Raw genomic sequence first — 19,847 nt, forward strand, 5'->3', positions numbered from 1 at the left:
GAAAGAGAACTCGCTGTGTTCTGCGATAGATTTTAAAAAATGCATCACCACGATTTACAGCTGACATGTTAGTGAGATATCACTGCCGGCGAACTTCCTTTCGGAGACTTCCCGGTGACCTCACGCTTTGGCCTTTCAGCCGCTCTCGCCACGCCGTTTGATGCCTCCGGGCAGATCGCCATCGCGCCGATGATCGCCCAGGCCAGGCGTTGCCTGGCCGAGGGCTGCGGCAGCGTTACGCTTTTCGGCACCACCGGCGAAGGCGCATCGGTGGGCGCCTCGGAGCGGCGGTCGGTGACTGAAGCCATGCTGGCTGCCGGGATCCTGCCGCATCAGCTTGTTGCAGGCGTGCTGGTCGATGCGGCCGAAGACGCCGCCGAACAGGCACTGCATGCCTTGCAGCATGGCGCCCGCAACATTCTCCTTGCGCCGCCGAGCTATTTCAAGAATGTCGGCGAGGATGGTCTTTTCGGCTGGTTTTCCACTGTTTTTACCGCGCTCGGTCCCCTCGCCCGTGACGTGCTTGTCTACAACATCCCGTCGGTCACGATGGTGCAGCTCTCGCTTGGCCTGATCGGCCGCTTGCGCACCGCTTTTCCGGATGTCGTTGCCGGGGTCAAGGATTCCGGTGGGGACTGGAGCTACAGCGAGGCCCTGCTCGGCGCCCATGGCGATCTGGTGATACTGATCGGCGACGAGCGGCATTTGGCGCGAGCGGTGCGAATTGGTGCTCAAGGCGCGATCTCCGGCATGGCCAATTTCGTCACCGGCGAAATCCGCGCCATGGCCGAGGACGGGCGCGATGATACCCGCGTAGAACGTTTTGTGCTCGAATTGCTCAAATATCCGGTCACACCGGCGGTGAAGGTCATGGTGGCGCGCAAGACGGGCGACGACCGCTGGCTGGCGGTCCGCCCACCGCTGGAGCCGATCGCTTCGCAGGGGCGCCAACAGCTTGCCGCCGCCTATGACAGTCTGTTTGCCAGGGAATCAGCCTGACCGGCAAAGGAAACGCGCTGAAATGGAAGACGGCAGCGAACCGACCACGCTTAGGGAAAAAGCCTATGCCAGCTTCACGCGGCATTTGCTGGCCCGCGATCTGCTGCCGGGTCAGTTCGTGTCGCAGCGCGAACTGGTTGCCTTCACCGGCCTGCCACTCGGCGCCATTCGCGAAATCGTGCCGCGTCTCGAGGCCGAAGGGCTTTTGATGACGATCCCGCAGCGCGGCATGCAGATCGCCCATATCGACATCAGCCTGATCCGCGAGGCTTTTCAGTTCCGTCTGTTCATGGAACGCGAAGCGGTGGCGCTGTTCACCGCCAGCGCTCCCGATGAGGAACTTGCCCGCCTGCGGCGCGAACACGAGGAGATGCTGGCGCAAGCCCTGTCGCAGGCGCCGACGCCGGAAATGGAAGCCAAGGCCCAAAGCATCGACTGGGCGATGCATGACACCTTCATCGATGCGCTGGGCAACGAGATCATCGCCAAGGCCTACCTGGTCAATTCGGTGAAGATCCGGCTGATCCATCAGGAGCGCTTTCGCATCGACGGGCGCGTCGTGCCGGTCATGCGCGAGCACCTCGCGGTCATCGAAGCCCTGGAGAGCCGCGATCCGCAGAAGGCGGTCGAGGCGATCAGCCTGCACATCGACAAGGCGCGCCGGCTGGCGCTGCAAATCTGAGGAAGCATGAGCCGCGCCGCGGTCGCGGCGCAATCCACAACGACAGCAACCGGGAGGAAGAAATGTCGTCCAATCTGTTCAACCCAACCAGGAGGCAACTCCTTCAAGGAACCGCGGCACTTGCCGCCGCCGGCATTGCTGGCGTCCGCCCGGGCTTTGCCGCCGGCGTCGACTGGAAGCGCTTTGCCGGCACGACGCTCGACGTCAATCTGGTCAAAAGCCCGCGCAGCGACACCCTCATAAAATATCTCGCCGAGTTCGAGGAATTGACCGGCATCAAGGTCAATGCCGAGGCGACGCCCGAGCAGCAGCAGCGCCAGAAGACGGTGATCGAGCTGAGCTCCGGCAAACCGAGCTTCGACGTCGTGCATCTGAGCTACCATGTGCAGAAGCGGCAGTTCGAAAAGGGCGGCTGGCTGGCCGACATATCAGGCTATCTCACCGACTCCGCCCTGACCGACCCCGGCCTGGTCGAAAGCGATTTCGCCGATGCCGGCATGCTGTTCGCCAAGGACAGCCAGGGCGTGCTGCGCTCGCTGCCTTTCTCGGTCGACTACTGGATCGTCTACTGGAACAAGGAGCTGTTCGAGGCCAAGGGCCTCAAATATCCTGAAACCTTCGAGCAACTGGTGGCCGCAGCCGAGGCGCTGACCGACCCGTCGACCAACACCTATGGTTTCGTCGCCCGCGGCATCAAGAACGCCAACACGCCGGTGTGGACGTCACTGATGCTCGGCTACGACATGACGCCACTCGATGGTCAGGGGAAGCTGCGCACGACGTCGCCCGAGGCGATCGAGGCCGCCGGCCTCTACCAGAGGCTGATGACCAAGTCGGCGCCTCCAGGCGTCACCGGCTTCAACTGGGCCGAAGCGCAGTCCGCCTTCCTGCAAGGCAAGATCGGCATGTGGTTCGACGGTGTGGGCTTTGCCCCGCCAATGGAAAATCCGGAAAAATCGCGGGTGGTCGGCAAGGTCGGCTATGGCGTCATGCCCAAAGGCCCCAAGGCGCACGCCTCGGGCACCTTCGGCGACGGCATCGGCGTGACGGCCGCCAGCGAGAAGAAGGAGGCCGCCTATCTGTTCTGCCAGTGGGCAGTGTCGCCGGTCATGGGCGCGCGCCTGCTGCAGGCAGGCGCCGGCGTCCCGTTCCGCAAATCGGTGCTTGAAGATCCGAAAGTGCGCGAAGGCGTCACCATGCCGGCGAGCTGGCTCGACGCGGTGGTCGGCTCCGGCAATGTCAGCCGCCTATCGCTGCCGGTCATCATCCCGGTCACCGAGTTCCGCGACATCTATGGCGTGGCGCTGACCAATTTGATCGCCGGCGCCGATCCGGCGGAGGAGCTGAAGAAGGCCACCGAACAATTCCAGCCGGTCCTCGACAGGAGCGAGCAAGGCTGATGTCCGCCACCACCCCAGAACGCACCGGGGTGACGACGCAAGCCATCGAAGGGAGCCAGACGATCCGGCTGGCTCCCAACTACTGGCCTTTCGTCGTCCCGGCGCTCGTCGTCGTCGGCGCAGTGATCGTCTTTCCCTGGGCTTTCACGCTGTGGATGAGCGTCAACCGCTGGACGCTCGGCCAGTCGCGAAGCTTTGCCGGGATGGAAAATTATCTACGGCTGGCGATCGACCAACGGTTCTGGGAATCGCTGCTCCATACCTTGAGCTATACCTTCCTTTCGGTTGCCGCGCCGATGTTGCTCGGCACCATCGCCGCCTTGATCTTCGACGCCAGGTTTCCGCTGCGCGGCCTGTTGCGCGGCGTCTTCGTGATGCCGATGATGGCAACGCCCGTCGCCGTGGCGCTGGTCTGGACGATGATGTTTCATCCCCAGCTCGGCGTCCTCAACTACCTTCTGTCGCTGGTCGGCATCCCGGCGCAGGAATGGATCTTCAACGCCAACGCGGTCATCCCGTCGCTGGTCGCGGTCGAGACCTGGCAGTGGACGCCGCTGGTGATGCTGATCGTGCTGGGCGGCCTGGCATCCGTGCCGCGCGAGCCGTTCGAGAGCGCCGAAATCGATGGCGCCAATGCCTGGCAGCAGTTCCGCTACCTCACTCTGCCGATGATCGCGCCGTTCCTGATGATCGCGGTGATCATCCGCACCATCGATGCGCTGAAGAGTTTCGACATCATCTACGCCATGACCCAGGGTGGACCGGGCACGGCTTCGGAGACCATCAACATCTATCTCTACAACACCGCCTTCTCCTATTACGACATCGGCTATGGCTCGGCCATGGCCGTGGTCTTCTTCATCGTCATCGTCGCCCTGTCCTTCATCCTCTTGATGTTGCGCCAGCGCTCCCAGTGGATCGGCGTGGAGGGCAAATAGATGAGTTCACGGCTGCTCAACCAGATCGGGCTGTTTTTCGCGGCCCTGGTCTTCGTCTCGCCGGCGATCCTGTTCTTCCTCTGGATGATCTCGCTGTCGCTGAAATTCGAGATCGACAACGGCGCCTACCCGCCGATCCTGATCCCCGAACATCTCGCCTGGTCGAACTATGCAAAAGTGTTCGAGGAGAACAACTTCCTGCTTTATCTCTGGAATTCCGTTCTGGTGACCGGCACGGCGACGCTGCTGGCGCTGCTGATCGGCGTGCCGGCCGGATATGGCATCGCACGGCTCAAGGCCGAGCGATCGGCGGTCGTCATCATGATCGCCCGCATGACGCCGGGGCTCTCCTATCTCATCCCGCTGTTTCTGTTGTTCCAATGGGTCGGCATTCTCGGCACGCTATGGCCGCAGATCATCATCCATCTGGTGGTGACCGTGCCGATCGTGGTCTGGGTGATGATCGGCTATTTCGAGACCACGCCGATGGAACTGGAGGAAGCGGCCAACATCGACGGCGCCAGCTCCTGGCAGGTGTTCCGGCTGGTCGCTTTGCCCATCGCCAGGCCGGGCATCGTGGTTGCCTTCATCCTGTCCGTCATCTTCTCATGGAACAATTTCGTCTTCGGCGTGGTGCTCGCCAGCCGCGAAACGCGCACGCTGCCGGTCGCCGTCTACAACATGCTTTCCTACGAGCAGGTGAGTTGGGGTCCGCTCGCCGCCGCCGCGCTGGTGGTGACGTTGCCGGTGCTGGTTCTGACCATGTTCGCACAAAGGCAGATCGTCGCGGGACTGACCGCCGGCGCCGTCAAGGGCGGCTGAACGCCGCCCGACATCAAACTTTTTTCGAGGAAACCCAATGGCTTCGGTAACAATCAACAACGTCCAGAAAGCTTTCGGAACGGCCAAGATCATTCACGATGTCAGCGTCGATATCGCCGATGGCGAATTCGTCATCCTGGTCGGCCCGTCGGGCTGCGGGAAGTCGACGCTGCTGCGCATGATTGCCGGACTTGAAACGATCTCGGGCGGCAGGATCGCCATTGGCGATCGCACCGTCAACAATCTGCGGGCGCGGGACAGGAACATCGCCATGGTGTTCCAGAACTACGCGCTCTATCCGCATATGACGGTTGCCGACAATATGGGCTTTGCCCTGAAGATCAAGAAAGCCGATCCGGCCGACACCGCCAGCCGCGTCGGCAGGGCCGCCAGCATTCTTGGCCTGGACAAGCTGCTCGACCGCTACCCGCGTCAGCTTTCCGGCGGCCAGCGCCAACGCGTAGCCATGGGCCGCGCGATCGTGCGCGACCCGCAAGTCTTCCTGTTCGACGAGCCGCTGTCCAATCTCGACGCCAAATTGCGCGTCCAGATGCGCGGCGAGATCAAGGCACTGCACCAGCGGCTGGGAACCACCACGATCTATGTCACGCACGACCAGATCGAGGCCATGACCATGGCCGACAAGATCGTCGTGCTGCACGATGGCCTCGTCGAGCAGATAGGCGCGCCGCTCGATCTCTATGACCGTCCGGCCAATCTCTTCGTTGCCGGCTTCATCGGCTCGCCCGCCATGAACTTCATTGCCGGCCGTATCGAGGAAGGCGTTTTCCGCGGCACCGGCGGGCTGACCCTGCCGCTGCCTGAAGAAATCAACCTGGCAAAAATTCCCGAGGGTGAACTCATCTACGGCATCCGTCCCGAACATATCCGAGCAACGACTTCCCAGGGTATTGCCGGCACCATCGTGCTCCTGGAAGCTACGGGTTCGGAAATCTTCGCACGGGTCGACTGCGCCGGCGAAGAAATCTCCTGCCTTTTCCGGGAACGGCTTGCGCTGACGCAGGGCGATCAGATGCGGATCGAAGTCGACCGCGCCTGTGCTCATCTGTTCGACGCCAAGACCGGTCGGCGGCTGTAGCGCCAAGGGTCTGATATCCCGACGCAAAGGTCTCAAGCGTCGGGTTAGCTCTTGCCAGTCGCGTCGCTTGGCAGCAATCTCGGCTCAAAGAGCCGCTCGTCGGGTGGTGGATGCCGGTGCGACAGGATTTTGCCATGACCCGCGATCAGATGCTCGCCCACCTCCGCGCCGCCGGTGAAGTCGCGCGCGAGGCGGCGGCGCATGGGCACCATCCCTTCGGCGCCGTCCTGGTCGGGCCGGACGATCGCATCCTCATGCGCCAGGGAAATCTCGACACGGTGCGTCACGCCGAGACCGAGCTCGCCCGGCGCGCCGCGGCGGCCTACGAGCCGGAGTTCCTATGGCAATGCACGCTGGTCTCGACCTTTGAGCCGTGCGCGATGTGCGCTGGCACGATGTATTGGGCGAATATCGGGCGGCTGGTCTACGGGTGCGATGAGACCAAGATCCTTGCGCTGACCGGGGATCACCCTGAGAACCCGACGATGAGCCTCTCCTCGCGCACCGTGTTCGGCTCCGGCCAGAAAAAGATCGAGGTCTTTGGCCCCTTCCCCGAAATCGAGGATGAGTTGCACGAGCCGCATCGCGATTTCTGGAAGCGCTGACGCTTCGTGCCAGTCGGCAACCCCGGTCCATGGCAACAGCCGTCGGCTCGATCGGAGCCGTAATGCTGCTACCGTGCGCTTGGGAAAGATCTCCCCGCTGGCTATGGTGGATTTCCTTGAGTTTGGTGAGCGCGATGGGATTCGAACCCATGACCTACTGATTAAAAGTCAGTTGCTCTACCGGCTGAGCTACGCGCTCCCGCGGGCTCAAAAGCCGCCCTCGAAATTGCGCGGAACATAGGGAGAGTGCTTCGACCGGTCAACCGGAAAAAGAGGGTTCGTAAACATGGTGGCTTCGCCCCATCGCGGCACTTGCTCGCCACGTCGACGGTGAGAGAGAAGCCAAGGAACTCAGCCATTTTTTGCCCGCCGCGGCATTCAGTCCGGGGAACAATTGCATATGCCACTCGTTTTCTCAGCACAGGGACGTCCGCTAAACCCTTGAGGAGAAGAGCAATGAACAGAATCACAGCGGGTATGCTGGCAGCCACGCTCTCGGCCACATTCGTTGCGGCGGAGACGGTGCCCGTTAACGCCCAACCGAACTATGCGCCGCAATCCCAGGTCGCGGTGCCGGATGTGCAGACAGTCCAGTACCAGGAGTGGCGCAAGAACCGCTACAATCGCAGTTTTTCGCGTGACCGCAATTTTTCCCGCGATCGCGGCGCGTATTGGAACGGCCATCGCGGCTATCGCGAATATCGCCCCGGCTACCGCCGTCACGGCGATTATTGGTTCCCGCTGGCTGCCTTCGCCACCGGAGCCCTGATCACCGGCGCGATCATCAACAATGAGAACAATCGTGTCTATGAAGGCAACGCGCATGTGCAGTGGTGCTACGACCACTATCGCAGCTACCGCGCTTCGGACAACACGTTCCAGCCGAATTACGGCCCCCGCAAGGAGTGCCGCTCGCCTTACTGATCCAAAGTGTGAGTGCTGAGTAAAAAGCCCGCGCCGGAAACAGCGCGGGCTTTCTATCGAGATACCTAAGCGGGAAAGCCGTTGTCAGATCGCCCAGTTGATGCTCTTAAAAATCAAATATAGCGCTCCACCCTCACCACGCGGTGAACGGTAGGCCCCAAGAGCATCGCAAATCCGAGCCATCGTTCCAGTCAATTCCCAGCCCAGCGCTTCCAGGTTATTGTCGGCGTCGGTCACGTAGGCCTGCGTCAACTCATCTATGCTGTTCTTCTCGCCGAAGGAGCGAACCAGCTTCGCGTCGCTGAGAAGCTCGCCGGGCAAATTCGAATTTGCCCACGCCCACAGCCAGTTGCTGGCCTTGGCGCTCGTAGAGCCCGCAATTTGGATCTCGGTGACGATCTTGACGCCTCCTTCATCCGAGAACAGGAGCTTTCCGGCCGTAAGGTCATAATCATAGCGCGACCAGTTGCCGAGGTGGAAATCTTTGTTCAAGCGTGCATTCTTGACCGTCAGCTGTTCGATAGCCTCATCGCGCCACGCAGGATACCAGTCTGGCTTCATCCCCTCGCCCCATCACTCACCACCTCATGGCTGTTTATTGCACGCTCAGCGTTCTGCGAACAGCATCGCGCCAGCCAGCGAGCTTCGCGGCGCGAATGGCGGCATCCATGTCGGGCTGGAATCTTCGTTCGAGTGCCCAGCTTTTCGCGAACTTCTTGGCATCCGGCCACACACCTGCCTTCGAGCCGGCCAGCCACGCGGCACCCAACGCCGTCGTCTCCAGAATGGTCGGGCGGTCGACCGGTGCATCGAGGATGTCGGCGAGGCGCTGCATGGTCCAGTCGGACGCCACCATGCCGCCGTCGACCCGAAGCACGGTCTTGGCCGAAGCGCCCTTCCAGTCCTTGCGCATGGCGTCGAGCAGGTCGCGCGTCTGGTAGGCCACGGCTTCCAGCGCGGCGCGAGCGAACTCCGCCGGACCGGAATTGCGCGTCAGGCCGAAGATGGCGCCGCGTGCCTCGGCGTCCCAGTGCGGTGCGCCCAGTCCGACGAAGGCGGGCACCAGATAGACGTTTTGCGTCGCATCAGCCTCGGCCGCCAATTTGCCGCTCTGCTCGGCCTTGCCGATCACCTTGATGCCATCGCGCAGCCACTGCACGGCAGCACCGGCAATGAAGATCGAGCCTTCCAGCGCATAGGTCGTCGTTCCGTTCAGCCGGTAGGCAATGGTGGTCAAAAGCCGGTTCTTCGAGCGCACCAGGTCACTGCCGGTGTTGAGCAGCGCAAAACAGCCGGTGCCATAGGTGGACTTCATCATGCCTGGCTCGAAACAGGCCTGGCCGATTGTCGCGGCATGCTGGTCGCCGGCCACGCCGAGGATTTTTATCTCGGCGCCGAAGAGATTTTTCTCCGTGATTCCATAATCATCGGCGCAGTCCTTTACCTCGGGAAGCATTTTTGCCGGGATGTTGAGAATGGCCAGCAGTTCCTCGTCCCAGGCATTCTCCGCGATGTTATAGACCAGCGTGCGCGAGGCGTTGGTGGCGTCGGTGGCATGAACCTTGCCCCCGGTCAGCCGCCAGATCAAAAAGCTGTCGATGGTGCCGGCCAGCAATTCGCCTTTCTCTGCGCGCTTTCTCGCGCCCTTCACCTTGTCGAGCATCCAGGCGATCTTGGTGCCGGAAAAATAGGGATCGAGCAGCAGGCCGGTCTTGCGGGTGAATTTCTTCTCCAGTCCCTGCTTCTTGAGTTTCTGGCACAGCGGCGCGGTGCGCCGGTCCTGCCAGACGATGGCATTGTGGATCGGCTTGCCGGTCGTTCTATCCCAGATGACGACGGTCTCGCGCTGGTTGGTGATGCCGATTGCTGCCACTTCGGAAGCATTTCGGCCGGCCTTCTTCAGTGCCGTCTTCACTGTAGACACGACACTCGCCCAGATATCCTCGGGATCGTGCTCGACCCAGCCGGAGGCCGGATAATGCTGGGTGAATTCCTTCTGCCCGCTGCCCGCGACCTTCATCTTGTCGTCGAACAGGATCGCCCTGGTCGATGTCGTCCCCTGGTCGATTGCCAGCACAAAACCGCTCATTCCAGCGCCCTCCGCCTCGATGCAAAGAGGGGAGACGGCAACGAGCCGCCTCCCCCAATTTCACGGACGCGCGAACGCCCGCATAGACAATGCTACTTCTGCCAGCTCTTCACCAGTTCGTCGTAGTTGATGGTGATCGGCTTTTCTTTCTCGTTCTCGATCTTCAGCTGAGGAGCGAGATTGCCCTTCTTGACCGCGTCGGCGTTCCAATAGGCGAGGTCATGCTCTTCGGCCATCTTCGGGCCGATATCGCCCTGGACGCCCGACTTCTCGATACGGCTCATCACCTTTTCCTGCTCGCCGCAGAGCGAGTCCATCGCTTCCTGCGCCGTCTTGGCGCCCGACGATGCATCGCCGATCGCCTGCCACCAGAGCTGTGCCAGCTTCGGATAATCAGGCACGTTGGTGCCGGTCGGCGACCACTGGACGCGCGCCGGCGAACGGTAGAACTCAATCAGACCGCCGAGCTTGGGCGCACGTTCGGTAAAGCTCTTGTCGTGGATCGTGCTCTCGCGGATGAAGGTCAAGCCGACATGGCTCTTCTTCACGTCGACGGTCTTCGAGGTGACGAACTGCGCGTAAAGCCAGGCGGCCTTGGCGCGGTCGGTTGGGGTCGACTTCATCAGCGTCCAGGAACCCACGTCCTGATAGCCGAGCTTCATACCGTCCTTCCAGTAGACGCCGTGCGGCGACGGTGCCATGCGCCACTTCGGCGTGCCATCGTCGTTCAGCACTGCCTTTGCGCCGGCATCGACCATCGAGGCGGTGAAGGCAGTGTACCAGAAGATCTGCTGCGCGACCGCGCCCTGAGCCGGCACCGGGCCGGATTCGGAGAAGGTCATGCCTTGTGCTTCGGCTGGAGCATAAGCCTTCAGCCAGTCGAGATACTTCTGGATCGAATAGACGGCGGCCGGGCCATTGGTGTCGCCGCCGCGCGCCGTGCAGGAGCCGACCGGTCGCGAGTTCTCGTCGACCTTGATGCCCCACTCGTCGACTGGCAAGCCGTTCGGCAAACCCTTGTCGCCATTGCCGGCCATGGACAGCCAGGCGTCGGTGAACCGCCAGCCGAGCGACGGATCCTTCTTGCCGTAGTCCATGTGGCCATAGACCTTCTTGCCGTCGATCTCACGGCCGGTGAAGAACTCGGCGATATCCTCATAGGCCGACCAGTTGACCGGAACGCCGAGGTCGTAGCCGTACTTGGCCTTGAAATCGGCCTTATTCTTCTCGTCGTTGAACCAGTCGTAACGGAACCAGTAGAGGTTGGCGAACTGCTGGTCGGGCAACTGGTAGAGCTTCTTGTCGGGCGCCGTCGTGAACGAGGTGCCGATGAAGTCCTTCAGGTCGAGGTTCGGATTGGTGACATCCTTGCCGTCGCCCGCCATCCAGTCGGTCAGGTTGCGCACCTGCTGGTAACGCCAGTGGGTGCCGATCAGGTCGGAATCGTTGACCCAGCCGTCATAAAGGTTCTGGCCGGTCTGCATCTGGGTCTGGATCTTCTCGACGACGTCGCCTTCCTGGATGACGTCATGCGTGATCTTGATGCCGGTGATGGCGGTAAAGGCCGGCGCCAGCACCTGCGATTCATACTGGTGCGTGGCGATCGTTTCCGAAACGACCTTGATGTCCATGCCGGCGAAAGGCTTCGCGGCATCGATGAACCATTGCATTTCGGCTTCCTGGCCGGCGCGGTCGAGCGTCGAAAGCGGTCCGATTTCCTTGTCCAGGAATGCCTTTGCCTCGTCCATTCCGGCATAGGCGTTGCCAACCCCGAGCAATAGGACAAGCGCAGTCGTTGATGTTAAAAATTGCCGTCGCATTAGTTTCCTCCACTGTTTTAAGGTTTCAAGCGCGATCTGGAGCGGCCGCCGGCACGCGGTCGCTCCAACAGTTTCCCCCTCTATACGTAGCGGAACACGCCAACGGCGTAGACCACGGAGAGAGCGAGAGCCCACCACAGGTTGGATCCAACAAAACCCAACCAAGCGAGATGGATAAAGGCGCTGCCGAGCAGCGACAGGAAGAGACGGTCGCCACGCGTCGTCTCGAAGCGAAGGACGCCGACGCGCGGATTGCCGCCCGGCGAGGCATATTCCCACGCCGCCATGCCGCACAGCAGCAAAAGAATGGTTCCGAAGAAGGCCGCCGTCGGCCAGGTCCATGCCATCCAGGTGAGGTCGAAATTCATGATCAAATCCTCCCCGGGGCGAAGCTCTTGGCGATGGTGTTGCGCGCGAACTCTTGCGTTCGTTTCATCAAACCCTCCCCAGGGCGAAGCCCTTGGCGATGTAGTTGCGCACAAACCAGATGACCAGCGCTCCGGGGATCAGCGTCAGCACACCAGCGGCGGCGAGCAAGCCCCAGTCCATGCCGGCGGCCGAAACCGTACGGGTCATGGTGGCGGCAATCGGCTTGGCGTCGGTTGTGGTCAGCGTGCGGGCGATCAGCAGTTCCACCCATGAGAACATGAAGCAGAAGAAGCAGGCGACGCCGATGCCGCTCGCGATCAGCGGCATGAAGATCCTGACGAAGAAGCGCGGGAACGAATAGCCGTCAATATAGGCGGTCTCGTCGATTTCCTTCGGCACGCCTGACATGAAGCCTTCGAGGATCCACACCGCCAATGGCACGTTGAACAGGCAATGGGCCAGCGCGACGGCGATGTGGGTGTCGATCAGGCCGAAGGCCGAGTAGAGTTGGAAGAACGGCAGCGCAAACACCGCCGGCGGCGCCATGCGATTGGTCAGCAGCCAGAAAAACAGGTGCTTGTCACCGAGGAAGCGGTAGCGCGAGAACGCATAGGCCGCAGGCAGCGCCGCGGCCACCGAGATCACCATGTTCATCACCACATAGGTGATCGAGTTGACGTAGCCCGAGTACCAGGATGCATCGGTGAAGATGGTGACGTAATTGGCGATCGTCGGTGCATGCGGATAGAGCGTCAGTGAGGAGACGATCTCGGCATTGGTCTTGAAGCTCATATTGATGAGCCAGTAGATCGGCAGCAAAAGCACGATGATGTAGACCGTCGGCACGATCCACCACCAGCGCGATTCCTCGCCGCGGCGGCGCATCAGCCGCGCGATCTGGTCCTGCGACATCGCACTGGCGAGCCCTTCCGAAGCCGTCGTTTCGCTCACTCTGTCCTGCCTCGTCGTTCTTTCGTTGGCGCCGCTCATCTCAGCGCTCCGCGTCGTAGTTGGTCATCACGGTGTAAAACACCCATGACAGCAGAAGGACGATGAGGAAGTAGACCAGCGACATGGCCGCGGCCGGCCCGAGGTCGAACTGGCCGAGCGCCGTCTTGACGAGGTCGATCGACAGGAACGTCGTCGAGTTGCCGGGACCGCCGCCCGTCACCACGAATGGTTCGGTGTAGATCATGAAGCTGTCCATGAAGCGCAGCAGCACGGCGATCAGCAGCACCCGGTTCATCTTCGGCAGCTGGATGTAGCGGAACACCGCCCAGCGCGAGGCACCGTCGATCTTGGCCGCCTGATAGAAGGCATCCGGAATGGAGACCAGGCCGGCATAGCAGAGCAGCACGACGAGGCTGGTCCAATGCCAAACATCCATGATGATGACGGTGACCCAGGCGTCGAACGAATCCTGTACGTAGTTGTAGTCGATGCCGAGCGCATTGACGTAATAGCCGAGCAGGCCGATGTCGTTGCGCCCGAAAACCTGCCAGATGGTGCCGACGACGTTCCACGGGATCAACAGCGGCAGTGCCATCAGCACCAGGCAGACCGGTACGCCCCAGCCCTTCTTGGGCATGTTGAGGGCTATGAAGATGCCGAGCGGCACTTCGATGGCGAGGATGATAAAGGAGAAGATCAGGTTGCGGACCATCGCCTCCCAGAAGCGGCTGGAAGAGAGCAGCTCCTCGAACCACTCGGTGCCGGCCCAGAAGAAGACGTTGTTGCCGAAAGTGTCCTGCACCGAATAGTTGACGACCGTCATCAGCGGGATGACCGCCGAGAACGCCACCAGCACCAGCACCGGCAGCACCAGGAACCAGGCTTTGTTGTTCCAGGTCTTTTCCATCTATGCCCCCATCTCGACGCGCGCCATCTCAACCAGCCAGGAATCGGCATAGATGTTGATGCCGGCCGGGTCGAACCGCACTTTTGGTTCAGCGGGGACGGTTTCGTCCTCGCCAATCACGGCAGCGATCTCGCGGCCTTCAAGCTTCGCGCGCACCACCTTGTGGCGGCCGAGATCCTCGATCTTGCTGACTTGTACGGCCATGCCGTCGCGGCCGAGCCGGACATATTCGGGACGTATGCCAAGCTCTATGGCGCCACTGGCTGCCTTGGGTGCGCCCGGCAGTTCGATCCGCTGCGCCCCAAGCTTCGCCGTCTTGCCGTCGATCGCCACCGGCATGACGTTCATGCCGGGCGAGCCGATGAAATAACCGACAAACGTATGGCGCGGTCGTTCGAATAGTTCCGCCGGCGTGCCGATCTGCACGATGCCGCCATCGTACATTACCACGACCTGGTCGGCGAAGGTCAGCGCCTCGGTCTGGTCGTGCGTGACGTAGACCATGGTGTAGCCAAAGCGGCGGTGCAGCTGCTTCAATTGCGAGCGCAGCAGCCACTTCATGTGCGGATCGATGACGGTCAGCGGCTCGTCGAACAGGATGGCGTTGACATCCGAGCGCACCAGCCCGCGGCCGAGCGAGATCTTCTGCTTCTGGTCGGCCGTCAGGCCCCTCGCCTTCTTCTTCGCCCAGGACGCAAGATCGATCATCTCCAGCGTCTCGCGCACCTTGCGGTCGACATCGGCTTCCGGCACGCCGCGGTTGCGGAGCGGGAAGGCCAGATTGTCGTAGACGGTCATCGTGTCGTAGATGACCGGGAACTGGAACACCTGCGCGATGTTGCGCTCTTGCGTCGACAAATTGGTCACGTCCTTGCCGTCGAACAGCAACCGGCCATGCGAGGGATGAAGCAGGCCCGAAATGATGTTGAGCAGCGAGGTTTTGCCGCAGCCCGAGGGCCCGAGCAGCGCATAGGCGCCACCATCCTCGAAGATGTGATGCACTTCCTTGAGTGCAAAATCGGCATCCGTCCGCGGGTTCGGCAGGTAGGAGTGGCGGATGTGATTGACGTCGATGCGCGCCATATCGCTCTCCTATGCCGCCAGCTTCGGTGCGCTTACGGCGCGGCCTTGCCCGTCGAAAACCATGATGTGACGCGGGTCGATGAACACGTCGATCGCGGCGTCAGTCTCGAAATCGAGGATACCGTGGGTCAGCATGACCCAGCGCGCGTCGGCGAAGTCGAGATGGATGAAGCTCTCCGACCCGGTGATCTCGGTGATGGTGACCTTCGCCCGCACCGGCACGGCCAACGCATTGGGCCGCTCGAGCGAAAGATGGTGCGGCTGGAAGCCAACCGTATAGTTCGCATCGGCAATGCCGACGAGTTCGGCAGGCACCGGCAGCTTGACGCCGCCTTCGAGCAAAAAGTCCGGACCCTTCTTGGCCAGCACGATGGTGTTGAGCGGCGGGTCGGCGAAAGTCCTGGCCGTCACCAGATCGACCGGCTTGCGGAAAACGTCGATTGTCGGGCCGAACTGGGTGATGCGTCCTTCGGAAAGTGTCGCCGTGTTGCCGCCGAGCAGCAGCGCTTCGTGCGGCTCGGTCGTGGCATAGACGAAGATGGTGCCGGTGGCGGCGAATATCCTAGGCAATTCGGCGCGCAGTTCCTCGCGCAATTTGTAGTCGAGGTTGGCGAGCGGCTCGTCGAGCAGCACCAGGCTGGCGTTCTTGACGATGGCGCGCGCCAGTGCGGTGCGCTGCTGCTGCCCGCCGGACAGGCTGAGCGGCGTGCGGTCGAGGTAAGGTGTCAGCTTGAGAAGCGCGGCGGCGTTGCGCACTTCCTTGTCGATCTTCGCCTGATCGGTGCCGGCCACCCTGAGCGGCGAGGCGATGTTCTCGTAGACGGTCATCGCCGGATAGTTGATGAACTGCTGGTAGACCATGGCGATCTTGCGCTTCTGCACCGGCACGCCGGTGACATTCTGGCCGTCGAACCAGATCGAACCGGAGGTCGGCACATCGAGGCCGGCCATCAGCCGCATCAGGCTGGTCTTGCCGGAGAGCGTGGGTCCAAGCAGGACGTTGAGCGAGCCATGCTTGAGCGTCAGCGACACGTCGCGGATATGCTCGGCCGCACCAACCGTCTTGGTGACGTTTCTCAGTTCCAGCATGACGCCTCCTCCCAGGCCTTCCGCATCAGCTCAAAACCCTCTTCATTCGGCGGCCGCGACATGTCGCCGGCTTATGCCGTGCATGAATTCATCGAGCGCCGCCACCTGTTCGCGGCTGAGATGCAGACCGCGCTTGGTCCGCCGCCACAATACATCTTCGGCGGTGACAGCCCATTCGTTTTGAACGAGATAGCGCACCTCGGCCTCAAAAAGATCGGCGCCGAAGTTGCGGCCCAGATCAGCATTCGATTTGGCCAGCCCCAGCAGCATCCTTGCGCGGGTGCCGTAGAGCCTTGTCAGCCGGCGAGCCAGGCGCGCGTCAAGAAACGGATAGGCGGTTTTTAGTTTCGCCACTTCGGCATCGAAACCGGTGGCCGGGAAATCGCCGCCCGGCAGCGGCGCGTTTGCCGTCCATGGCTTGCCGCGCTTGCCGAGAAAACCCTCGATCTTTTCCAGCATCGATTCCGACAGCCGGCGATAGGTGGTGATCTTGCCGCCGAAAGCATTGACGATCGGGGCAGCGCCCTCGCCGCCATCGGCCTTGAGCACATAGTCGCGCGTCGCTTCCTGCGCCTTGGAGGCACCGTCATCGTAGAGCGGGCGGACGGCCGAATAGGTCCAGACGATGTCCGAGCGCTTGACTGGTTGCGCGAAATATTCGCTTGCCGCGGCGCAGAGGTAGTCGATCTCGGCGTCGCTGATCTTCACGTCAAGCGGATCACCGGGGTAATCCTGGTCCGTGGTGCCGATCAGGGTGAACTCTTCCTCGTAGGGAATGGCGAAGATGATGCGGCCATCCCGGTTCTGGAAGAAATAGGCACGCGGATCGTCGAACTTCTTGGCAATGACGATGTGGCTGCCCTGCACGAGGCGGACATTGTGCACATCGTTGAGGCCGACGACGCCGGAAAGCACATGATCGACCCAGGGTCCGGCGGCATTGACCAGCAGTCGCGCCTTGATCTCTTCGGTCTTGCCGGTCTGCAGGTCCTCGATCCGGATCGTCCACAACCCGTTTTCGCGTCGCGCGCCGATCACTTTCGTTCGGGTGCGGACCGTCGCGCCGCGATCGGCGGCATCACGCGCGTTCAGCGCCACCAGCCGCGCATCGTTGACCCAGCCGTCCGAATATTCGAAAGCCTTCTTGAACAATGGTTTCAAGGGTTTGCCGGCCGGATCCCTAGCCATGTCCAGCGTCCTGGTCGCCGGCAGCAATTTGCGCCCGCCAATATGGTCGTAGAGAAAGAGACCGAGCCTGATCAGCCAGGCCGGGCGCAGGCCCTTGGCATAGGGCAGCACGAAGCGCATCGGCCAGATGATATGCGGCGCGTTCTTCCACAGAACCTCGCGTTCCATCAGCGCCTCGCGCACCAGGCGGAATTCGTAGAATTCGAGGTAGCGCAGGCCGCCATGGATCAATTTGGTCGAGCCCGAGGAGGTTCCGCTGGCGAGGTCGTTCATCTCGGCGAGGAAGACGGAAAAGCCACGCCCGACAGCATCGCGGGCAATGCCGCAGCCATTGATGCCGCCGCCTATGACGAAAATGTCATGGATCGGAGATGCTTCCACAAATTCCTCCAGCGATTTCGCATTGCACCATTTTTGGCCTTTACGAAACCGTGTCGGAATTATTTCGAAATCATAACGAATGTCAAACGAAATATCACGAGCGTGTGGTGCCAAGCTGAAACCGCCTAGGAGAGCGACGTCTCGATCAGTTGAACCTCGGCCTCCTGGCAGATTTTGCGCACCGACGGGATGTCGCAACGGTCGGTGATGAAGGTATTGACCTGCGACAGGTGGCCGATGCGCACCGGTGCGGTTCGCTCGAATTTGGTCTGATCGGAAACCAGGATGACATGCCTTGCATTGGCGATGATCGCCTGCGCCACTTTGACCTCGCGGAAATCGAAGTCGAGCAAGGCGCCGTCATGGTCGATCGCCGAGGCGCCGATCACCGCATAGTCGACCTTGAATTGCCTGATGAAGTCGACCGCCGCTTCACCGACGACGCCGCCATCGGAGCCGCGCACAACGCCACCCGCAATCACAACCTCGATCGACGGATATATCCGCATCCTATTGGCAACATTGATGTTATTGGTGATGACCATGAGGCCGCTGTGATCGAGCAGCGCCTTGCTGACCGACTCTGTCGTGGTGCCGATGTTGATGAACAGCGAAGCATTGTCGGGGATCAGCCTAGCGGCCGCCCGGCCGATCGCTTCCTTCTCGTCGGCGGCGATCTTGCGCCTGGCCTCGTACTCCATGTTCTCGATGCCGGACGGGAACAAAGCGCCGCCATGGATGCGCGAAAGCAGCCTCTGGTCGCACAGGTCGTTGAGATCCTTGCGTATGGTCTGCGGCGTCACGTTGAAATGTGTGGCCAGATCCTCGACCAGCACCCGACCATGATCCTTGGCCATCTGGATGATTTCGGCATGGCGTGGCGACAGATACATAGGCAACCTCCCGTTTTCGTTTTTCTTGTCTATAGTCGAAAACGAAACCAATGAAAAGGCATAAGCCGGCTAACGAAATGTATATGACTGCGAAGGCAAACGCCAACGCAATCCCGACTGGACCTGATCAGGCCACACCGCGCGCTATTTCCATGATGACGGTGAAAGCCATATCGATATCGGCGGCGGTCGCTTCGAACTGGCCGACCTGGAAACGGATTGCGACCTGCCCATCGACCCTCGTCTGCGTCAGGTAGATGCGGCCATCATCGTTGATCGCATTGACCAGCCGCAGATTGTGCTCGTCCGCCTCCGCATCGGTTATTGCCTTGTGCCGGAACGAGAACAGGGACAGCATCGGTTCGCTGACGATCTCGAAATCCGGCTCCCTTGCCAGCCGCGCGGCAAGCCTTTCGCTCCAGGCGACATGATTACGGATCATCGTGCGCAGGTTTTCCAGCCCATGCGCGCGCAGCAGGAACCACAATTTCAGCGCGCGAAAGCGCCGGCCGAGCGGCACCGACCATTCGGAATAGTTGATGATGCCGTCATGACCGTGCGTCTTCAGGAATTCAGGCTTGATCGCCAGGGTGCGAACAAGATCCTCCGGCCGGCGGATGAACTGCATCGAGCAGTCGAACTGCGCGCCCAGCCATTTGTGCGGGTTGAAGACGATCGAATCGGCACCTTCAACGCCAGCCCAGAAATGCCGATACTCCGGACAGATCATCGCCGATCCGGCCCAGGCGGCGTCGACGTGAAGATAGAGGCCATGCCGCCGCGCCACCTCGGCGACCACCGCAATGTCGTCGGTGCCGCCGGTGCTGGTGCCGCCGACGCAAGCGATGATGCCGGCCGGCAGCATGCCGGCTTCCCGGTCGGCGACGATTGCCGCCTCGAGCGCTGCCGTGTCCATGGCGCGAAAACGGCCGCCGACAGGAATGCGCACGAGATTGTCCTCGCCGATGCCGGAAATCCAGATCGCCCGATCGATGGAGGTGTGCACCTGGTCGGAGGAATAGATGCGCAGCCGCGCCTGCCCTGCCAGGCCTTGTTTGTTGCCTTGCCAGTCCAGCGCTCGTTCGCGCATGGTCAGCACCGCGGCCAGTGTCGCCGACGAGGCTGAATCCTGGATCACCCCGGCGAACCCTTCGGGCAGACCGAGCGCCTGGCGCATCCAATCGACGGTACGCGTTTCGAGCTCGGTCGCCGCCGGCGACGTCTGCCAAAGCATGCATTGCGCGGCCATCGCCGAAACCAGATATTCCGCCACCACCGAGACCGGCGCCGCATTGGCCGGGAAATAGGCGAAGAAGCGTGGATGCTGCCAATGCGTCATCCCCGGCAAAATCTTCTCTTCGAAGTCGGCGAAGATTTGGTCCATCGGTTCGGCGTCTTCGGGTGGTGACGCCCCTATGCTTCTAAAGATGTCGCCGGGCTCGACCAGTGGCCGCACTGGCTGCTCGCGCAGCGTGCTGCGGTAGTCGGCGCCCCAGTCGGCGGCGCGCCGCGACCATTGCCGGAACTCATCGTTGTTCATCCTGTCCTCCCGACATGATCCATCGCCGCCATCCGTCGCGGCTGGCCTCTTATTATTTAACGCGTGAA

At 61.5% G+C, this 19,847-nt stretch carries 19 protein-coding genes and 1 tRNA gene; 8 read left to right on the forward strand and 12 right to left on the reverse strand.

The window, feature by feature from the left end; genetic code table 11:
• Positions 1-114: 114 nt before the first annotated feature.
• The 7 genes from NKH03_RS15465 to NKH03_RS15495 all read left to right on the forward strand — a co-directional run bounded on the left by NKH03_RS15465 (position 115) and on the right by NKH03_RS15495 (position 6,545).
• Positions 115-999 (forward strand): dihydrodipicolinate synthase family protein, encoded by an 885-nt coding sequence (locus NKH03_RS15465; protein ID WP_352969043.1) that lies wholly within the window; start codon positions 115-117, stop codon positions 997-999.
• Between the two features lie 22 nt (positions 1,000-1,021).
• On the forward strand, positions 1,022-1,681 hold the full coding sequence (locus NKH03_RS15470) for a GntR family transcriptional regulator (protein ID WP_352969044.1): 660 nt from the start codon (positions 1,022-1,024) through the stop codon (positions 1,679-1,681).
• Between the two features lie 62 nt (positions 1,682-1,743).
• A complete protein-coding gene (locus NKH03_RS15475; RefSeq protein ID WP_352969045.1) occupies positions 1,744-3,081 on the forward strand; it encodes an ABC transporter substrate-binding protein in 1,338 nt (445 codons plus the stop codon).
• Positions 3,081-4,019: a carbohydrate ABC transporter permease gene (locus NKH03_RS15480; RefSeq protein ID WP_352969046.1), complete on the forward strand. Its 939-nt coding sequence runs from the start codon at positions 3,081-3,083 to the stop codon at positions 4,017-4,019. Before NKH03_RS15475 ends, NKH03_RS15480 begins: the two co-directional genes overlap by 1 nt.
• Positions 4,020-4,841 (forward strand): carbohydrate ABC transporter permease, encoded by an 822-nt coding sequence (locus tag NKH03_RS15485; protein WP_352871789.1) that lies wholly within the window; start codon positions 4,020-4,022, stop codon positions 4,839-4,841.
• A gap of 37 nt (positions 4,842-4,878) precedes the next feature.
• Positions 4,879-5,940, forward strand: a complete 1,062-nt coding sequence (locus NKH03_RS15490; RefSeq protein WP_352969047.1) for an ABC transporter ATP-binding protein — start codon at positions 4,879-4,881, stop codon at positions 5,938-5,940.
• Positions 5,941-6,074: 134 nt separating this feature from the next.
• Positions 6,075-6,545: a nucleoside deaminase gene (locus tag NKH03_RS15495; RefSeq protein WP_352969048.1), complete on the forward strand. Its 471-nt coding sequence runs from the start codon at positions 6,075-6,077 to the stop codon at positions 6,543-6,545.
• Positions 6,546-6,668: 123 nt separating this feature from the next.
• Here NKH03_RS15495 and NKH03_RS15500 read toward each other — a convergent pair.
• Positions 6,669-6,744 (reverse strand) — tRNA-Lys (locus NKH03_RS15500).
• A 257-nt stretch (positions 6,745-7,001) separates the two neighbouring features.
• Here NKH03_RS15500 and NKH03_RS15505 point away from each other — a divergent pair.
• On the forward strand, positions 7,002-7,469 hold the full coding sequence (locus NKH03_RS15505; RefSeq protein WP_352969049.1) for a BA14K family protein: 468 nt from the start codon (positions 7,002-7,004) through the stop codon (positions 7,467-7,469).
• An 84-nt stretch (positions 7,470-7,553) separates the two neighbouring features.
• Here NKH03_RS15505 and NKH03_RS15510 read toward each other — a convergent pair whose 3' ends face one another.
• The 11 genes from NKH03_RS15510 to NKH03_RS15560 all read right to left on the reverse strand — a co-directional run bounded on the left by NKH03_RS15510 (position 7,554) and on the right by NKH03_RS15560 (position 19,779).
• Entirely contained in the window at positions 7,554-8,030 is a 477-nt protein-coding gene (locus tag NKH03_RS15510; RefSeq protein WP_352969051.1) for a DUF6882 domain-containing protein, read from the reverse strand.
• Positions 8,031-8,064: 34 nt separating this feature from the next.
• The gene (gene glpK, locus NKH03_RS15515) at positions 8,065-9,558 is read right to left on the reverse strand and encodes a glycerol kinase GlpK (protein ID WP_352969052.1); all 1,494 of its coding nucleotides are present in this window, start codon (positions 9,556-9,558) and stop codon (positions 8,065-8,067) included.
• Between the two features lie 92 nt (positions 9,559-9,650).
• Positions 9,651-11,378 (reverse strand): ABC transporter substrate-binding protein, encoded by a 1,728-nt coding sequence (locus NKH03_RS15520; RefSeq protein WP_352627831.1) that lies wholly within the window; start codon positions 11,376-11,378, stop codon positions 9,651-9,653.
• Between the two features lie 80 nt (positions 11,379-11,458).
• Positions 11,459-11,746 carry a DUF2160 domain-containing protein gene (locus NKH03_RS15525; protein ID WP_352871777.1) on the reverse strand — a complete coding sequence of 96 codons (288 nt, stop codon included), beginning with the start codon at positions 11,744-11,746 and terminating at the stop codon, positions 11,459-11,461.
• A gap of 67 nt (positions 11,747-11,813) precedes the next feature.
• Positions 11,814-12,737: a carbohydrate ABC transporter permease gene (locus NKH03_RS15530; RefSeq protein WP_352871775.1), complete on the reverse strand. Its 924-nt coding sequence runs from the start codon at positions 12,735-12,737 to the stop codon at positions 11,814-11,816.
• Between the two features lies 1 nt (position 12,738).
• Positions 12,739-13,605, reverse strand: coding sequence for a carbohydrate ABC transporter permease (locus tag NKH03_RS15535; RefSeq protein ID WP_023759298.1), 867 nt, complete (start codon positions 13,603-13,605; stop codon positions 12,739-12,741).
• Positions 13,606-14,688, reverse strand: a complete 1,083-nt coding sequence (locus NKH03_RS15540; protein ID WP_352969054.1) for an ABC transporter ATP-binding protein — start codon at positions 14,686-14,688, stop codon at positions 13,606-13,608.
• Positions 14,689-14,697: 9 nt separating this feature from the next.
• Positions 14,698-15,777: an ABC transporter ATP-binding protein gene (locus NKH03_RS15545; protein ID WP_352969056.1), complete on the reverse strand. Its 1,080-nt coding sequence runs from the start codon at positions 15,775-15,777 to the stop codon at positions 14,698-14,700.
• Between the two features lie 42 nt (positions 15,778-15,819).
• Positions 15,820-17,346, reverse strand: coding sequence for a glycerol-3-phosphate dehydrogenase (gene glpD / locus NKH03_RS15550; protein WP_352969058.1), 1,527 nt, complete (start codon positions 17,344-17,346; stop codon positions 15,820-15,822).
• A gap of 125 nt (positions 17,347-17,471) precedes the next feature.
• Entirely contained in the window at positions 17,472-18,239 is a 768-nt protein-coding gene (locus NKH03_RS15555) for a DeoR/GlpR family DNA-binding transcription regulator (protein ID WP_352871767.1), read from the reverse strand.
• A gap of 127 nt (positions 18,240-18,366) precedes the next feature.
• Positions 18,367-19,779, reverse strand: a complete 1,413-nt coding sequence (locus tag NKH03_RS15560) for a pyridoxal phosphate-dependent decarboxylase family protein (protein ID WP_352969060.1) — start codon at positions 19,777-19,779, stop codon at positions 18,367-18,369.
• Between the last annotated feature and the right edge of the window lie 68 nt (positions 19,780-19,847).

This window comes from Mesorhizobium sp. M1406, assembly GCF_040317555.1.
Classification (GTDB): domain Bacteria; phylum Pseudomonadota; class Alphaproteobacteria; order Rhizobiales; family Rhizobiaceae; genus Mesorhizobium.

What these genes read in the sequence shown, in the direction of transcription:
- NKH03_RS15470 (WP_352969044.1), top strand. Translation starts at nt 1,022, where the DNA reads ATGGAAGACGGCAGCGAACCGACCACGCTTAGGGAAAAAGCCTATGCC.
- NKH03_RS15475 (WP_352969045.1), top strand. Translation starts at nt 1,744, where the DNA reads ATGTCGTCCAATCTGTTCAACCCAACCAGGAGGCAACTCCTTCAAGGA.
- NKH03_RS15480 (WP_352969046.1), top strand. Translation starts at nt 3,081, where the DNA reads ATGTCCGCCACCACCCCAGAACGCACCGGGGTGACGACGCAAGCCATC.
- NKH03_RS15485 (WP_352871789.1), top strand. Translation starts at nt 4,020, where the DNA reads ATGAGTTCACGGCTGCTCAACCAGATCGGGCTGTTTTTCGCGGCCCTG.
- NKH03_RS15490 (WP_352969047.1), top strand. Translation starts at nt 4,879, where the DNA reads ATGGCTTCGGTAACAATCAACAACGTCCAGAAAGCTTTCGGAACGGCC.
- NKH03_RS15495 (WP_352969048.1), top strand. Translation starts at nt 6,075, where the DNA reads ATGACCCGCGATCAGATGCTCGCCCACCTCCGCGCCGCCGGTGAAGTC.
- NKH03_RS15505 (WP_352969049.1), top strand. Translation starts at nt 7,002, where the DNA reads ATGAACAGAATCACAGCGGGTATGCTGGCAGCCACGCTCTCGGCCACA.
- NKH03_RS15510 (WP_352969051.1), bottom strand. Translation starts at nt 8,030, where the DNA reads ATGAAGCCAGACTGGTATCCTGCGTGGCGCGATGAGGCTATCGAACAG.
- glpK (WP_352969052.1), bottom strand. Translation starts at nt 9,558, where the DNA reads ATGAGCGGTTTTGTGCTGGCAATCGACCAGGGGACGACATCGACCAGG.
- NKH03_RS15520 (WP_352627831.1), bottom strand. Translation starts at nt 11,378, where the DNA reads ATGCGACGGCAATTTTTAACATCAACGACTGCGCTTGTCCTATTGCTC.
- NKH03_RS15525 (WP_352871777.1), bottom strand. Translation starts at nt 11,746, where the DNA reads ATGAATTTCGACCTCACCTGGATGGCATGGACCTGGCCGACGGCGGCC.
- NKH03_RS15530 (WP_352871775.1), bottom strand. Translation starts at nt 12,737, where the DNA reads ATGAGCGGCGCCAACGAAAGAACGACGAGGCAGGACAGAGTGAGCGAA.
- NKH03_RS15535 (WP_023759298.1), bottom strand. Translation starts at nt 13,605, where the DNA reads ATGGAAAAGACCTGGAACAACAAAGCCTGGTTCCTGGTGCTGCCGGTG.
- NKH03_RS15540 (WP_352969054.1), bottom strand. Translation starts at nt 14,688, where the DNA reads ATGGCGCGCATCGACGTCAATCACATCCGCCACTCCTACCTGCCGAAC.
- NKH03_RS15545 (WP_352969056.1), bottom strand. Translation starts at nt 15,777, where the DNA reads ATGCTGGAACTGAGAAACGTCACCAAGACGGTTGGTGCGGCCGAGCAT.
- NKH03_RS15555 (WP_352871767.1), bottom strand. Translation starts at nt 18,239, where the DNA reads ATGTATCTGTCGCCACGCCATGCCGAAATCATCCAGATGGCCAAGGAT.
- NKH03_RS15560 (WP_352969060.1), bottom strand. Translation starts at nt 19,779, where the DNA reads ATGAACAACGATGAGTTCCGGCAATGGTCGCGGCGCGCCGCCGACTGG.